This window comes from Clostridium sp. MCC344, from assembly GCF_018785365.1.
Taxonomy (GTDB): Bacteria; Bacillota; Clostridia; order Lachnospirales; family Lachnospiraceae; genus Pilosibacter.
In genome coordinates, this window is sequence record NZ_WQPQ01000011.1 from 1 (window position 1) to 14,230 (window position 14,230).

11 protein-coding genes are annotated in these 14,230 nt (G+C 45.1%); 5 read left to right on the forward strand and 6 right to left on the reverse strand.

Going from position 1 to position 14,230, the window contains the following annotated elements; genetic code table 11:
• Both GPK90_RS02150 and GPK90_RS02155 read left to right on the forward strand, forming a co-directional pair.
• Positions 1-330 (forward strand): RNA-guided endonuclease TnpB family protein (locus tag GPK90_RS02150; RefSeq protein WP_215702036.1); only part of this gene is annotated, 330 nt, incomplete at its 5' end.
• Between the two features lie 187 nt (positions 331-517).
• Positions 518-1,510 carry a helix-turn-helix transcriptional regulator gene (locus tag GPK90_RS02155; RefSeq protein WP_118650168.1) on the forward strand — a complete coding sequence of 331 codons (993 nt, stop codon included), beginning with the start codon at positions 518-520 and terminating at the stop codon, positions 1,508-1,510.
• 4 nt (positions 1,511-1,514) lie between these two features.
• On the opposite strand, the gene GPK90_RS02160 is transcribed toward GPK90_RS02155, so the two are convergent.
• The 3 genes from GPK90_RS02160 to GPK90_RS02170 form a co-directional block, all read right to left on the reverse strand.
• On the reverse strand, positions 1,515-2,567 hold the full coding sequence (locus tag GPK90_RS02160) for a tyrosine-type recombinase/integrase (protein WP_118650169.1): 1,053 nt from the start codon (positions 2,565-2,567) through the stop codon (positions 1,515-1,517).
• The gene (locus tag GPK90_RS02165; protein WP_243015937.1) at positions 2,567-3,367 is read right to left on the reverse strand and encodes a tRNA 2-thiocytidine biosynthesis TtcA family protein; all 801 of its coding nucleotides are present in this window, start codon (positions 3,365-3,367) and stop codon (positions 2,567-2,569) included. The genes GPK90_RS02160 and GPK90_RS02165 overlap by 1 nt, the downstream gene beginning before the upstream one ends.
• 505 nt (positions 3,368-3,872) lie before the next feature.
• Positions 3,873-4,304 (reverse strand): hypothetical protein, encoded by a 432-nt coding sequence (locus tag GPK90_RS02170; RefSeq protein WP_118321051.1) that lies wholly within the window; start codon positions 4,302-4,304, stop codon positions 3,873-3,875.
• Between the two features lie 212 nt (positions 4,305-4,516).
• Between GPK90_RS02170 and GPK90_RS02175 the strand changes: the two genes are divergently transcribed.
• The 3 genes from GPK90_RS02175 to GPK90_RS02185 all read left to right on the forward strand — a co-directional run bounded on the left by GPK90_RS02175 (position 4,517) and on the right by GPK90_RS02185 (position 5,848).
• Complete coding sequence (locus GPK90_RS02175) at positions 4,517-5,029, forward strand: hypothetical protein (protein ID WP_182428161.1); 513 nt, start codon at positions 4,517-4,519, stop codon at positions 5,027-5,029.
• Positions 5,030-5,288: 259 nt separating this feature from the next.
• Entirely contained in the window at positions 5,289-5,600 is a 312-nt protein-coding gene (locus GPK90_RS02180) for a hypothetical protein (protein ID WP_118321053.1), read from the forward strand.
• Entirely contained in the window at positions 5,597-5,848 is a 252-nt protein-coding gene (locus GPK90_RS02185; RefSeq protein ID WP_118321054.1) for a hypothetical protein, read from the forward strand. The genes GPK90_RS02180 and GPK90_RS02185 overlap by 4 nt, the downstream gene beginning before the upstream one ends.
• On the opposite strand, the gene GPK90_RS02190 is transcribed toward GPK90_RS02185, so the two are convergent.
• The 3 genes from GPK90_RS02190 to GPK90_RS02200 form a co-directional block, all read right to left on the reverse strand.
• Positions 5,814-6,458 carry a hypothetical protein gene (locus tag GPK90_RS02190; protein ID WP_118321055.1) on the reverse strand — a complete coding sequence of 215 codons (645 nt, stop codon included), beginning with the start codon at positions 6,456-6,458 and terminating at the stop codon, positions 5,814-5,816. The genes GPK90_RS02185 and GPK90_RS02190 overlap by 35 nt on opposite strands.
• A gap of 479 nt (positions 6,459-6,937) precedes the next feature.
• A complete protein-coding gene (locus GPK90_RS02195; RefSeq protein ID WP_215702037.1) occupies positions 6,938-10,444 on the reverse strand; it encodes an LPXTG cell wall anchor domain-containing protein in 3,507 nt (1,168 codons plus the stop codon).
• A 1,548-nt stretch (positions 10,445-11,992) separates the two neighbouring features.
• Positions 11,993-14,212 (reverse strand): C40 family peptidase, encoded by a 2,220-nt coding sequence (locus GPK90_RS02200; RefSeq protein ID WP_215702038.1) that lies wholly within the window; start codon positions 14,210-14,212, stop codon positions 11,993-11,995.
• Positions 14,213-14,230: the final 18 nt, after the last annotated feature.

The window sequence follows — 14,230 nt, forward strand, 5'->3', positions numbered from 1 at the left end:
ATTGAAGATCTGGATCTGAAGACGATGAGCGGGGAACATCATTTTGGAAAAAGTGTTCATGACAACGGTTGGAGAATGTTTACAGATTTTTTGCAGTATAAACTGGAACGGGAAGGGAAGAAGCTTGTCCGCATCGACCGCTGGTATCCCAGTTCCAGAACATGCAGCTGTTGTGGAAAAATAAAACATGATCTGAAACTGGAAGAGCGGGTATATCTTTGCAGCTGCGGAAACCGGATGGACCGTGATGAAAATGCGGCGATTAATATCTGCCGGGAAGGTCTGAGAATATCCGGGATCATATTAGAAAAAAGCGAAAAAGCATCATAAAAAGATATCAGCCAAAAAGAGCCGTGGGACACACGGGGATCGCTCGTGAATGCTTTGCCCAACGGGGCAATCGAACGAGAAGCCCCCACTTCAAGCGTGAGCTAAGTGGTGGGAGTATGTCACGAATTTATTGTATACTATCACTATATAGTATGAAATAGCTTGCAAAGAAAAGGGAAGTATGATTATGCCAAAAGGAACCAATCAGAAATTAAAATTATATCGTCTGGCTCAAATTATGCTGGAACAGACAGATGACGAGCATTATATCACGATGGCAGAGATCATGGAGGCGCTAAGACGATACGACATCACTGCGGATCGAAAAAGCCTTTATAATGATCTGCGTGACCTGTCCTCTTTTGGAATCGAGGTTGAGGGTGAGTCTGTCGGCAATCGTTACCATTATCATGTGGTCAGCAGACCATTTGAACTGCCGGAACTGAAGCTGCTTGTAGATGCCATTCAATCATCTAAATTTATTACAGAAAAGAAAACGAATATTCTGATCAAAAAGCTCGAGAAACTGGTAAGCAAATATGATGCCCAGAAGCTGCAGCGTCAGGTTTATGTATCCGGCCGGATCAAAACGATGAATGAAAGCATCTATTATTCGGTCAATACGATTCATGCCGCTATTTCTGAAAACCGGAAGATCAAATTTCAATATTACCAGTGGAACGCGAAAAAGGAAATGGAATTGCGGCATAATGGGAAATGGTATCATATCAGCCCATGGGGACTCCTGTGGGATGATGAGAATTATTATATGATCGGTTTTGATTCAGAGGCTCAAAAGATAAAGCATTACCGTGTGGACAAAATGCTGAAAATCAATTTATCAGAAGATCCCCGTGATGGAAAAGAAGCTTTCTCAAAACTCAATATGGCAGATTATACCAAAAAAAGTTTTGGCATGTATGGCGGTAAGGAAGAAAAGGTTAAGCTTTTGATCCATAATGATCTGGTCGGGGTTATCATTGACCGATTTGGGAGAGATATCATGCTGTTCCCGGCAGATGCAGATCATGTCACCGCCAATGTAGATGTCCGTGTCAGCCGGCAGTTCCTGGCCTGGGTATTTTCACTGGGCCCAAATGTAAAAATTCTCGGACCGGAGGATGTTGTGGAAACCATGAAGAGAGAAGCTTCCCGGCTGATGGAACAGTACGGAGGCTGATATGTCAGTCCTCCCTCAATCTCACCACATTCCGCGCCGATCGTCTGCGTTCTTCCTCCTGGGCGGCATAATGTTTCCGGGTCGTATTTACGTCGTTGTGGCCCAGGACAGAGGCGACAAGATAGATATCGCCGGTTTCCCGGTAGAGACTGGTACCGTATGTGCTACGTAATTTATGCGGTGTGATCTTCTTAAGAGGTGTGACAAGCTTCGCATATTTCTTTACAAGGTTTTCCACGCTGCGGACATTGATCCGTTTCCGCTGCATGGAGAGGAAGAGAGCATCCTCATTTCCCGGGACCGCATCGATCATTTCCCTCTCATTCAGATAATTTTCCAGCACGTCACGGACCTCGTCGCTGAAATAGATGACGGATTCTTTTCCGCCTTTCCGGTAGACTCTGGCGCCGCAGGTGTCGAGATCCACATCGTTGATGTTTAAGCCGACGCATTCCGAGACACGGATCCCGGTCCCGAGAAGAAGTGACATCATCGCGAGGTCCCGAACTTTTGTTCGTTCATGGTAAAGCTTCTGCTTTTCCGTCAATTTATCGCCTTCCTCAACTTCATCGAGGAGTTTTGCAACCTCATCGATCTCCAGACGGATGATCTCTTTTTCATGAAGCTTCGGCATGCGGACAAGGGCAGCAGGATTCTTCTCGATCTGCTCATTCCGGAAAAAATAGCTGTAAAAGCTCCGGAGAGAGGAGACTTTCCGCATGAGTCCGCGTTCGGTGTTGACAATATCATCACTTGTCTCGCCCGGATGGCATTTCAGGTAGTCGATGTATTCTTCCAGATCGGTTACCGTCAGTTTTTCGAGATCCGCCGGTGTGAGCGTATGAGCCGGATTATTAAAAGTTCCCGGATTCGCCGTCTTTAAAAACTGGAAAAAGATCTTCAGATCATATGCATAGGCAATCCTGGTCCGTGTGGACGTGCTCGTTTCGATCCCGCGGAAGAAGTCAGAGCAGAAAGATGGAAGTTCTTTCTGAAGCTCCCGCAGTTTTTTGATGTTTTCGATATCTTTTTGTTCATGGTAGGAGAGTGTAGCCATCAAAATTCCTCCTTTGTTACAGATGAAGCTTTCGGCAGATCCTGACCGGCAAGATCCTGACCGGCAGCAGGAGAGTGCTGTCCGGGAAGCGCCCATCCATCAATATTACCGGATACCACCGCATGGAACAGCCGTTCTTTGATCCCCGGATTTTCTTTATTTAACTGTTTGGTTAAATTTTTAACATATTCGCGTTTTGTGTGACCATCAGCCGGACACGGATTTTTGCACACCGGAAGCTGATACTTGTTTTTGAAACCGATCACATCCGCCTCGGAGACATACATGAGCGGGCGGATCACTGTGAGTTCCGTGCGGTCCAGAAAGGTCTTCGGAGGAAATGTGTAGAACCGGCCTTCATACATCAGTGACAACAGCATAGTTTCGATAATATCGTCCTTATGGTGCGCGTAGGCAATTTTATTGCATCCGGCGGTCTTTGCCTCAAGATTGAGGGCGCCTTTGCGCATTTTAGCGCACAGAGAGCACGGATTGGACTCATGACGGGTCTCAAAAACGATTTTACCGATTTCGGTAGGGATTATCGTGAGCGGCACCTGAAAGCCGTCGCAAAAGGCCTTTATGCCGCTGAAATCCTGAATTCCGAAACCGAGATCGACCGTGAATGCGTGAAGTGTAAAATGTTTCGGATAAAAACGCTGCAGCTCATGGAGTGCATAAAGAAGAGCCAGGCTGTCCTTACCGCCGGAGACACCGACAGCAATATAGTCTTGATCATCGATGAGATCGTAGTCATCAACGGCCTGACGGACCAGACTTAAAAGACGTTGTAATTTCATAAAAAACCTCATTTCATGGAATATATTGGAAATATGGGTGCTTTTGCGCGGAACTATTCGATAAACTGTTCTTTCACGAATAGTTGGGAATCTATGAATAGAGTACTCTCTTTTTGCGTTTTTGTCAATTGTTGTCAATGTAGGTACTTTTGTCACAATGATGTAGGTAAATTGTCACAAAGTGCTCCTTTTCGACCATTTTGACCTGCTTTTGATGAAAATACTGTGTGCCATTCTGTCACAAAGTCGGCAAATATAGGTAAACTTATCACAAAGTCGACACTTAATATAGGTGTATTTGTCACAAAGTCGTTATTTTGAAGGTCATTTATCACAAAGTCGACACTTTTGTGTGTCCTAAATATCACAAAGTCGTTATTTTCGTATAGGTGAAGTTATCACAAAGTCGTTAAATATGGGTGAAAATATCACAAAGTCGGCACTTTTGTGCGTTCCAAATATCACAAAGTCGTTAAATATGGGTGAAATTGTCACAAAGTCGGCTTCATTCTGAAGCCGACATTTTTCCACTTTCGTCATATCTGTATACATGAAGAATCCCTGAAGAATCCTCTACCATAAGATACCACAGATTATGAAGCCTGTCCAATAGATTCCATATGCGATCCTTCTTGCATCGCCATGAAAGATTCTCTTGCTGCAGCCAACTCTCTTCCATCGCCATTTTCTTTAATTCATTCCAATGATATCGAATATGATCATCGATGCACACTAATTCCCAGTCACTTTCGTTTAAATGTTCCCACGGCAGCGAATCCTGTCTCTGTTCAAGGAAAAGATCCACATAAGCCGGTGTAATTCTGAGCTTATCATATAACCCTGTACATGGACGGGAAATCAGCCTTAGACTTGATTGAAAACTGCCCTCCCTCCTGATGACAGCCATTTGGTATCGTTCCAGAAGTTCTTTGATCATTTCCGACTCATCGATGTTATAAGTCCCTGCCGAGCCTGGACAACTTTATTATTCTCAGCAGATTATTACATACCAATATTGAAGATATCCTCGTCATTGACGGGGATATTCCTCGTTTATGGGCTTCTTTAAACCACAGGTTCAATGACATCTTCCATCTCCTGCCTTATAATCATGTCATAAGGAATTGATACGAAGGAGGCGAACATATCATGAAAATGACTTCGGCTTATGCCAATAAACTGCTCAAGAACCTGGCGGACGAAAAGTCCTACTGGACAGGCAAAGAAATATCATCCAGAACTTATATTGCTGCCATCAACGAGGAACCGGTCATCCCGGAGTATGACTACTCCGCCATGTCAGAGACATTAAATGAAATCGACCGCAAGACCATCATCATCAAGCACGCCCTGAACCTGGCCAATGCCACCGCAAAAATCCCGATCGGCGATACGGAAATGAGCGTTGACAGTATCCTGGTAAGAATGGCACAGCTTAATTCCCGCAGGACAACCCTGGACATCATGCGGAAATGCCTGCCTAAAATGAGGGAAAAAGAATACTCTTTCAACTCCAGGAATGCCGTTCCTGAATACCGCTATACCAATTACGATCTGGATCTGGTAAAACGGGATTATGAACGCATCTCCAAGGAGATCATGGAAATGCAGATTGCGCTTGACCGGTACAATCAGACATTTCTGTTCGAAGTGGATATTTAGATTTATTCCGTACAGGGGACTTTTTAAATGCAAATACGATGGTTAAACGTTCAATGGCATGGATTATTTTGTTATTTTTTATCCGTTGTATCTTAAGGTTCATGGTACGCTAATCAGATAAATAGAAATGGGAATCATCCTCCTGTAGAAAACCCGTGAGAGATCACATCGGTGCCGGGGTACGGTTTCAGGTACCACAGGGTGCGGGATGTAAGTTCCGCATCCTTTTCCTTGCAGACAATCACAAAAAGGAGCATACATGAAAAATTTTCTGAGACTTGGCGGTCTCTCCATTCTGTCCGTCCAGTATATGTACATTGATCATAAAAACTACCTTGCGGATTTCCTGCTCGCGCAAAACCATGTTTCTGTGCACTTCGGAGACGAATTTTCTCGGGAAGATTCCCCGTACCGCATCATTCTTTGCAAAGTCAGAAGGAAGGATACGGCAAAATTTGAGAAATCCATGGAATCGCTCTACAACAAGATGCTGCTTTTCGGACACAACGACTACATGGATTTCTGCCATGACATCATGGAGATCCTTGAGCAGAATCGAGGTGCCGCATGAAGAAATCATTTGTCCCGATCAACAAGCAGAGTAAAAAGGCAAGAAAAGCATATCATTCCGCACAGCGTTCCACCTGGGGCGTCCTGAATCCGGCAACGCGGACCATGCCAAACGGCAGGGCATATAACCGGAAGAAGCAGAAAGCCAACGACAGAAGCGGCAGGGAACCATCCTTCGACTCCCTGTCGCTTCCTTTTTGTCTGGCTCTGCTGATCAATCCCACAGATTCCAGAAATACTTTGTCATAAGCTCCATGCCCCGCCTCAGGCACTGGTCCCGGTACTTACGCAGTTCTCCCTCAGACACCAGCCACTTTTCAGAAATCTCCGCATATTCTGGCACATCGCTCATTGTATACAAACGGAGAGTATGCTCCCGCTTTTCCCGTGCAAGATCCTCTTCCGTTTTCAATTTTTCTCCGAACATGCCGTATTTTGCTATAAATTCTTCCTGTGCCAACTCATGTTCTTCCTCGTACCGATTCTTCTTTCTGCACGTACCCTCATTTGCTTCCCGGAACAGAAATTCCATTCTTCTCAGAATACGGTCCCATTTTCGGATGTTTTCTTCTTCCAGCCCCTCAAAAGAGCCAGGGTAACCGTGGCTGTTAATGCGAAGATCATGAATTATGTTCGGAACAACCGTAAGGAACCATTGATCAATCGACCAGGTATCGCGATAGCAATATCCGTACCGCAGTCGCTGGTAAATGCAGATCAGGTCCTCCTTGTACATGGACAATCTCTTCAGGATCGGTTCATGTTTCATATGCGGCAGAAACACAGAATATGTTTCTTTCCGAATCTTCTTTGTTTTGCATGGATGAGTCCGTTCCGCAATTCTTCTGACATTCATCATTCCATGCACCTCCTTTTCTGCAATACTTCTGATACGATCATTATCGCACATTGCAGAAAAATCCGCATTGAACTTTTGGTTTAACGCAGAACTTATAAGTTCCCTTTGTCTTTTAAAATTTTGCAGCACTCACCGGTTCCAGACTGAAAGTTGATCAGGATGCATGTCACGACATTACGGCATCGCTGATCAGCCAGCACGCCATTGATATTACGTCCAACGAAAAAATGATGCACACGGTTATCACTGCAGCTGATCACATCACCATCAGTACCGACTCCAGTGAGGTGGAACTTTCCCTCATCTTTGGATTCCCGGATGACGAAGAATAAGGAAACAGGGATGTACGGGTCGTTTCCGGCTCGACATCCCTGTTCTTATTCTTTTCCTGGTTTTTTGATTTCCTTAATATCTATCTTCCGGATTTTCTGATTCTTCTGCTGTCTTTGTTTCACTCGCCTGATCAGTTTTAAAGATCATCATTCTTTTGACTGCTTTTTCCTTCTCATAATGATCAAAGCAATCATGCCGATCAAGGATCCTTCCATTAGTATCAGATTCATCCATGTCATAGATTCATCCCCTGTTTTCGGTGTAGAATCGATAGATGATTCATCCGAAGTAGAATTTTCCTGGAGTGTCTCGGTAACTGTGTCCGTCTGCGTCTGCGTTTCTTCCTGACTGGATGTTTCCGTTGTTTCTGTGGTCGTACTCGTCTCGTTTGTTGTTACTGTCCGGGATTTTCTGCTGTTCGTCGAGGAACCTGAATCATCAGAATCATCCGAAGAATCCGAGTGGCTCGAATTACTCGGAGTCTGCTTGTTCGCATTGCTTGGAGAAGCAGGTTTTGTCGGATCTATCGTCCCTGGTTTATCCGTTGTTCCAGGCTTATCCGTCGTCCCTGGGGTGTCTGTTGTTCCGGATTCTTTTTCATATAACAGAGCAAACGGAGAAAATGAATCAACGGTAAATTTGACAAATTTCTTTCCATCAATGACCGCTGTTTCACATTCTTCCTCTTCCGGAATACGGGTTGTCAGTAAATCATTGATATCCGCATTGCTTTCCCGGTCAAGACCTTTAAAGTGAACAATATGGAACTCTGAATCTTCTTTTGCATCTGCAGGGACCGGCCAGTAAATGTTCATTTTCTGGCCATCGGCCATTGTTACATAGGCATTGCCATTATGTGTATCAACCAGATCAAGATATCTGAACTGATAAGCATATTTTCCTTCCGCATTCTTGTTCTGATCCAGATAAGCAGTCAGGAGCGCATCATCAAGGCTGTGATCAACCAGCATTTTTACTCCTGACAGGTCTGCATTGACACCACTCTGATTGATAAAGTACTGCGTATCATTCTGCGCCGCTTCTACCAGCAAAACGTCTTTATTTTCCGGATCAACGCCTAGCTTAGTATAGGAAATCTCCCGATATGTCTGATCTTTATTTCCACGTACTCTTAAGCTTCCACTGTTTAAAATAACCGGATATGTTTGTATGCTTCCGTTAATCTGGATTGTGACGTTATAAAGCTTCGAATCCAGCTCTCCGAAATAGAAATCGACTTTATAATCACGGAACTGATCCGTTTCACTGACAGGGAATTTGGAATCTACGATAACGTTACCAGCTTTATCCGTAAACTGCATGCGAAGCGGTATCTGCTGATCCGTCCCGTCTATTTTACTTGGCATCAGTTTATAAATATAAACGTGCTGTCCATCAACACTTGTCTTGCTGCTATCCTCTTTTCCATATAATTGCAAAGCCCAGTTCCGTGTTGTACTTCCAGAATCACCCTTATAAGTAAGGGCAATTTTATCACTAAGATCCTCTGGCTTTTCTTCCGTACTCCCAAGCTGTTCATTTAATTCATCCGGAAGAGTCAGATAAAATCCGATTTCCGGCAGATCGTTCGTAGCAAATTGACCATCAGAGCCAATTACACCCTCATAGCCATTACCGCCGACGTAAATGGTGATGTCCATCGGGGTAATCTCCACAGCATGCTTTCCGTACAGAACCAGGCTCTTATCATGGGGTGTCCCAGTCGGGACCTGCTTTAAGTAGTCTGTATTGGTAACGATTCTCTTATGATTCTGCTTAAAGTGGGACACATATGGCTCAGCATCAGCAACTGCATAATCCGTTCCATCATATGTAATATTTCCTGGAACTACAACGGCTCTTCCATCCAGCGATTCATCCAGTGTGGATGAAAGTTCATAGTCATGCATATCTTCCGATGCACCGACTAATGTTACAAAACGATTTGTTAAAATTCTGTTTCCAAATCCCTCGCATTTAATCCGGATATCTCCGTTGACGTCCGCACTTACGCCATTCAGGTACAGATCACCATCTTGATCAATTGCATTGCCATAATAAACACGTTCTGTCGGATCATCCTGCGTCGGATAGCCATCCTTAGCTTTGTTGTTCACAATTGTGCCGCCAAGTACATATGCTTCAGCTTTTTTCTTTCCAGTTATATCGGAATTGATTGAAATAGCACCACCCCAACCAGCTTCATTCTTCTCAATTGCACCGTCTGTCAGATAGAGCTTGTCACCGCGTCCTGATAAATAGATACCGCCGCCTTTGCTTCCAATATTTGTAGCTTTATTCTCAGAAATAGTACCGCCTGTTATTTCCAGATTATTGGTATAGTTTTCTGCATTATTGCTTTCTAAATAAATGGCACCACCACGACTTCTTGCTTTATTCTCTGTTATAGCAGCATCATCTGAAATCTGAATTTCTGCATTTCCCTGAAAATAAGCATCTGCAACATAAGCAGAAACAGCACCACCGCTGATAGCATAATTGTCTGATATGGAACCACCAGACATTTCAAAAACATTTGGAACGTTCGATGCTTTTGGCGCCCCAAGAATCGATATGGCACCTCCAAACGCACTGGCTTCGGCAGTAGCTGCATTATTCTTAATTTCTCCACCATTCATGATAAGCTTCGCCGGTTTATCGTAGGTTATGTCATAATCAGCTTTACATGCTCGAATCATAATGGCGCCGCCATGTGCACTTGCAGATCTGTCTACTCCGTTAATATTGTAAATATCTCCAACGGCTTTATTATTGCTTACTTCACCTCCGTTTATTACCATTTCACCGCTTACATATACTGCACCGCCCCATTCTGCGGAACAATTTGTAATTTTAGATCCATCCTCCATTGTCAGCGTTGCTTTGCCATCTACGACAATGCCGCCACCCCAGTCGTTGGATCCTGTAGTTCCATCTTGGTTGATTGCCCGGCCGTTTGTTACGGTCACTCCATCAGCAAGAGTCAGGCTGGCACCGGAGCAAACTCTCAGACACCGCATATCCTGATCCGCAGCATCTATCGTCAGATTTTCAAATACCATTTTCGTCTGGTCTGAGCCACCCGTTTCATCACCTATCTTGATCATATAATTGTCTTGCTTCGGCTTCGGTTTAATGGCACTTGAATATGTAATCGTATGTTTTTCATCACCAGAAATACTTTCCAGTGTCACAGACTTATCGCCAGTCAATATCGCCGGGCACTGCAATACAATATCAGAAAGCAAATAAATGGTACCTCCATTTTCAGCCAATTCATAAGCTTTCTCCAAAGTTTGAACCGCAGTGTCCGCGCTCGTACCAGCCTGAGAATCGTTTCCTCCTGCATCAAGATAAATTGCATCGGATACCTGAGCACCTCTTGCAAGCATCAACGGATCAATCTTTGTGTTCGAAGGTTGCATCGTTTCCTGTTTGGTTCCATTACTTCCGCTTGCCTTAGTTTCTGTGGCATTTCCAGGCGTTGCGATTCTTAAATCTCCAGTTTCGGGATTTTTTGCTTCTGCGCTGTCTTCATCTGTTGCTGCTACATTCCTCCGTTCTGTATGATCCTCAGCTGCAACGGCATTTCCATACATTAAAGTACATGCCATGCTGATCGACATTGCAAAAGCCAGCCAACGTTTTTTCATAATCCTTTTTTCTTCTTTCTTTTTTCTGCTGTATTCAGTCCTGAATTTTCTCTCGTCAACTCAGGACAAGTTTCTTATGATTTTTTTAATTCCCTCCTCTTTTTCTTAAGATTTATCTGGTGCTAGTCTTATACTCCCCTAGGTATTTTTTGTTTATAAAAATGGCCCAATCTGGTCAAGATTTAATGAAGCCACTTACGATAAATCTTTTATCTGCAAATTAACAATGCATTCTCTTATCGAGCGGCCATGCCAGAGTAAATCCATATCATTTCCGTTTAACTTAAGAAGTATTCAATTTACATACATATTACATTATATCACTATAATACTGTAAAGCAATAGTTTTCCCTTCCCTTTTTCGTAAGCGGCGGATTATTCGCATAATTTCTCTGATCCATAACTTTAAATCCGGATAAAGAAGGAACAATGAATGGATACGTCACCTCTCATTATGAGTCCCTGCCTCATGAGCCGACAGAGTGGTAACGACTTTGTATCATGTTCTACCCACATAAAATTCGACTTTGTGCCATGTCTATCTACATTGACATTATCTTCTGCGTGTGATTGATGAAAATGGAAGAGTCAAGACTGCAACTACTGATCAGATTGATACCGACTCCGAAGGTGGAAAGATTCGTGATGTGGCATACGATTCCAATTATCCATTAAAGTGCGTCGTCGATTTTTATGCACTGAACATCAAACAGTTGACATACGAGAATGCGGACTCCGCAGAAATGAATCATCATGGCATGCGCAAACACAACAGCTATCTTATCAATAATGCTTATGTCATCAGCAAGTTGTCCGGCCAGCCTAATAATTTTCATGAAGACAGCTGATATACAGAAAAAGAAAGAACACCATATAACGCTGTTGTTGATGTGATCCGCAACTGGCTGACCCGTACGGAAGCGATAACGGACTGATTTCTCTCAAGCAGGATTGGCGTGAAGAGACAGACCTCGGCACCAAGCAGTCCTTTAACTACCATTTTGGAGAGTATATTACCTATTATTAAATCGTAACTACAAAATTACAACATCCCCCCCAAAAAGAACAAGCGCCGGAAGACAGAAGTTGCCCCTGGTGCTTGTTTTTTATCATCCACTATAGAAAATCTGTGAGCAATCACATCGTTGTCAGGATATGTTTTCAGACACCATAGATTACATGATGTAAGTTCTTAGGTAATTATAAAAAGAACATACATGAATATGATGCTTTCCGGGCATGACATTTGTCCAAATCTGCAAGCAGAGTAAGCGAAAATCGTGAAGAAGTGACGACTTTGTGACAAGTCCACTTACATTTACCAGCTTTGTGATATTTGCAACGCAAAAACGCCGACTTTGTGATATTTGCAACGCAAAAAATGTAGGTGAAATTTGCCACAATGATGTAGGTAGTTTCCGGAAATCCAGCCTTTATAACATAGTCTGTTTCTGCAGGATCTATAACAAACACCCGCTTTCCGGCCGCCTGCAATCTTTATCAAGACCACATGCATACCGGAAAGCGGGTGCTGTATCATCTCATATTTTAGTCCAGAAGATTTCTGTAATACGGCCAGTTCGCGTTCATAACACCGATCGTTACATTGTTCGCGGAACCCGTCTCATGGACACACTGGATCTGTCCGTTTGAGGTGAATCCAAGGAACATGATCACGTGCGGCGTTGATCCGGTGATCACGACGATGTCACCAGGCTTCAGATCCCGACGTTTTACCTGACGGCCAAGCGTCTTTAAGCCCTCCGTGCCTTCATACGGCAGGTGTGTTCCCGTAACGGACCAGTATACCCAGTTGACCCATCCGGAGCAGTCGAGTCCCTTTAAGATACGTCCTTTGTGATCCGGGATCGTGACAGAACCGAAATTGTTGCCGGTGTAATTCTGGGCGCTGGCTTTTCCGCCCCAGTAATACGGGACTTTTCCGACAGACTGGAGTGCATACCGGATAATGTCCTTTCTCGTCTCCGACAGGTCTTTCGGAAGTTTGCTCATGTAGGTGTCGATCTCAGCAGTGGAAAGCGGCGCTCTCGTTCCCTCCACGACTACGTTTAATCCGTAAGTCGCTGTCCAGTCCTGACGGTTGATATGACTTACGAAAGAAGTCATTCTGCGGTTCCAGCCTTCCCAGCCGGTTCCGTCTGCGGTTACTGATGCAGTCTCTCCCACCGCATTTCCCGCATCATCGATGCTGTAAAGGTTTGCGCTCTCGCTGAGGGTCCGGATGATCGCCGTGATCTTAAGATCGACATGTCCCGGGCAGATCAGCGCATGGGAAGCGGCCGCATGGACGGTGTACTGCTCCGCTGTTTCAGCTTGTTCATCAGAAACAGGGATGAGCTCCGGATCGGTTTTCGGATCCTCACTTTCCTCGGATGCTGCTATCTCCGCAGGTGCTGCAGTTTCCGCGGCCGCATGGACGATATAATCGGAGCTTGCATCGGAATCTCCGTTGTCACTGACACGGATAACCTTTACCGTGGTCTCTTCCGCTGCCTCAGAAGAAGGTGCTGTTGTCTGCGGCGCTGTCTCCGCCTGTGTCGAAGGTGCCGCTGTCTGCGGTGTTGTCTCCGGAGCTTTTGTCGTCTCAGCCGCTGTAGTGGAATCTTCCACACGGACGATCGTCGTCTTCTTCTTCGTCTCCTGGATCACGCTCTCTGCTGTCTCAGCCAGGGAATCCAGGGCACTCGTGGTCGACTCCTTTGTCTCAGCTCCTTCTGTGTGGTTTGCAGCTGACGGCGGTACCGTTGTTGTCTCAGCTGCCGTTGTGGTGCCTTCCGACGCCCCCTGCGCGGAGGAGGCGGACGAAGAGCTGCCGCTGTAGCTCTCCCCGTTCACGGAAACCGTGTCTCCGGCCTGGTCGATGACCTCATCTCCCACATCTGTCCGGATCTCGGTATCGATATTCCGCCCGGATACGAATGTATCCTCTCCTTCCAGCTCAGAATCTCCCTCTTCCGCGGACGCGTTCGGATCCACACAGCCATCACAGTAGTAGACGTTTCCCAAAACTGCCTGGTAGGAATGTGATTTTGTCCAGAGATCATTGACGTAGGCACGGATCGAATCAAGGTCCGTGATCCCGTTGTAATAAGCATATACACTCGCCATGGAAAGAATGTCCTGGGCATTGGAGACCGCGGATGTGACCTCTCCGTCTCCGTTGTAGAACGTGATCTTTACATTCTTAAAATGTTCCACATACCAGGTGGACGGATCATTTTTATTCTGGGTCTTTGATGTCGGATTGTACTGTCCGAGAACGGAGGATGCCTTGCGTCCAAAGGCAGGCGCCAGCTTTACCGGTGCCGTATTTGCCATATCGTAGATCGCAGCAAACCATTTGGAATCCTTCTGGATCAGCTCCTTCATCAGGATCTCCGCATAGCTTGTCTCCGATCCCTCTGCGTACATATTTGCGAGATTTAATTTATACGGGGCCGGAGCATCCGGGTCGATCTCCGCTGTGGTCTCCTCAGTCTCTCTCTCCGTCGGATCCTCGAGGATATCAAAGGTCTCCGGTTCTGTGATCCTCTCTGTACTGATCTCAGCCGGGGCGGCCACCGGAATATATGGCACCATCGCGGAAAACGCGATACAGGTGCACAAAGCCATCGCCAGAAGCGGTCTTGCATTCTGTCTGCGCGTCACCCAGCGCATACAGTCCGCCGCGATCTTTTCGACCTGTTCACGGATCTTTTCTTTATCGAAAGGTAATTTATGAAAATCTAAATGGTCTTTGAACTTCATTTTCGAGCGTACATCTCC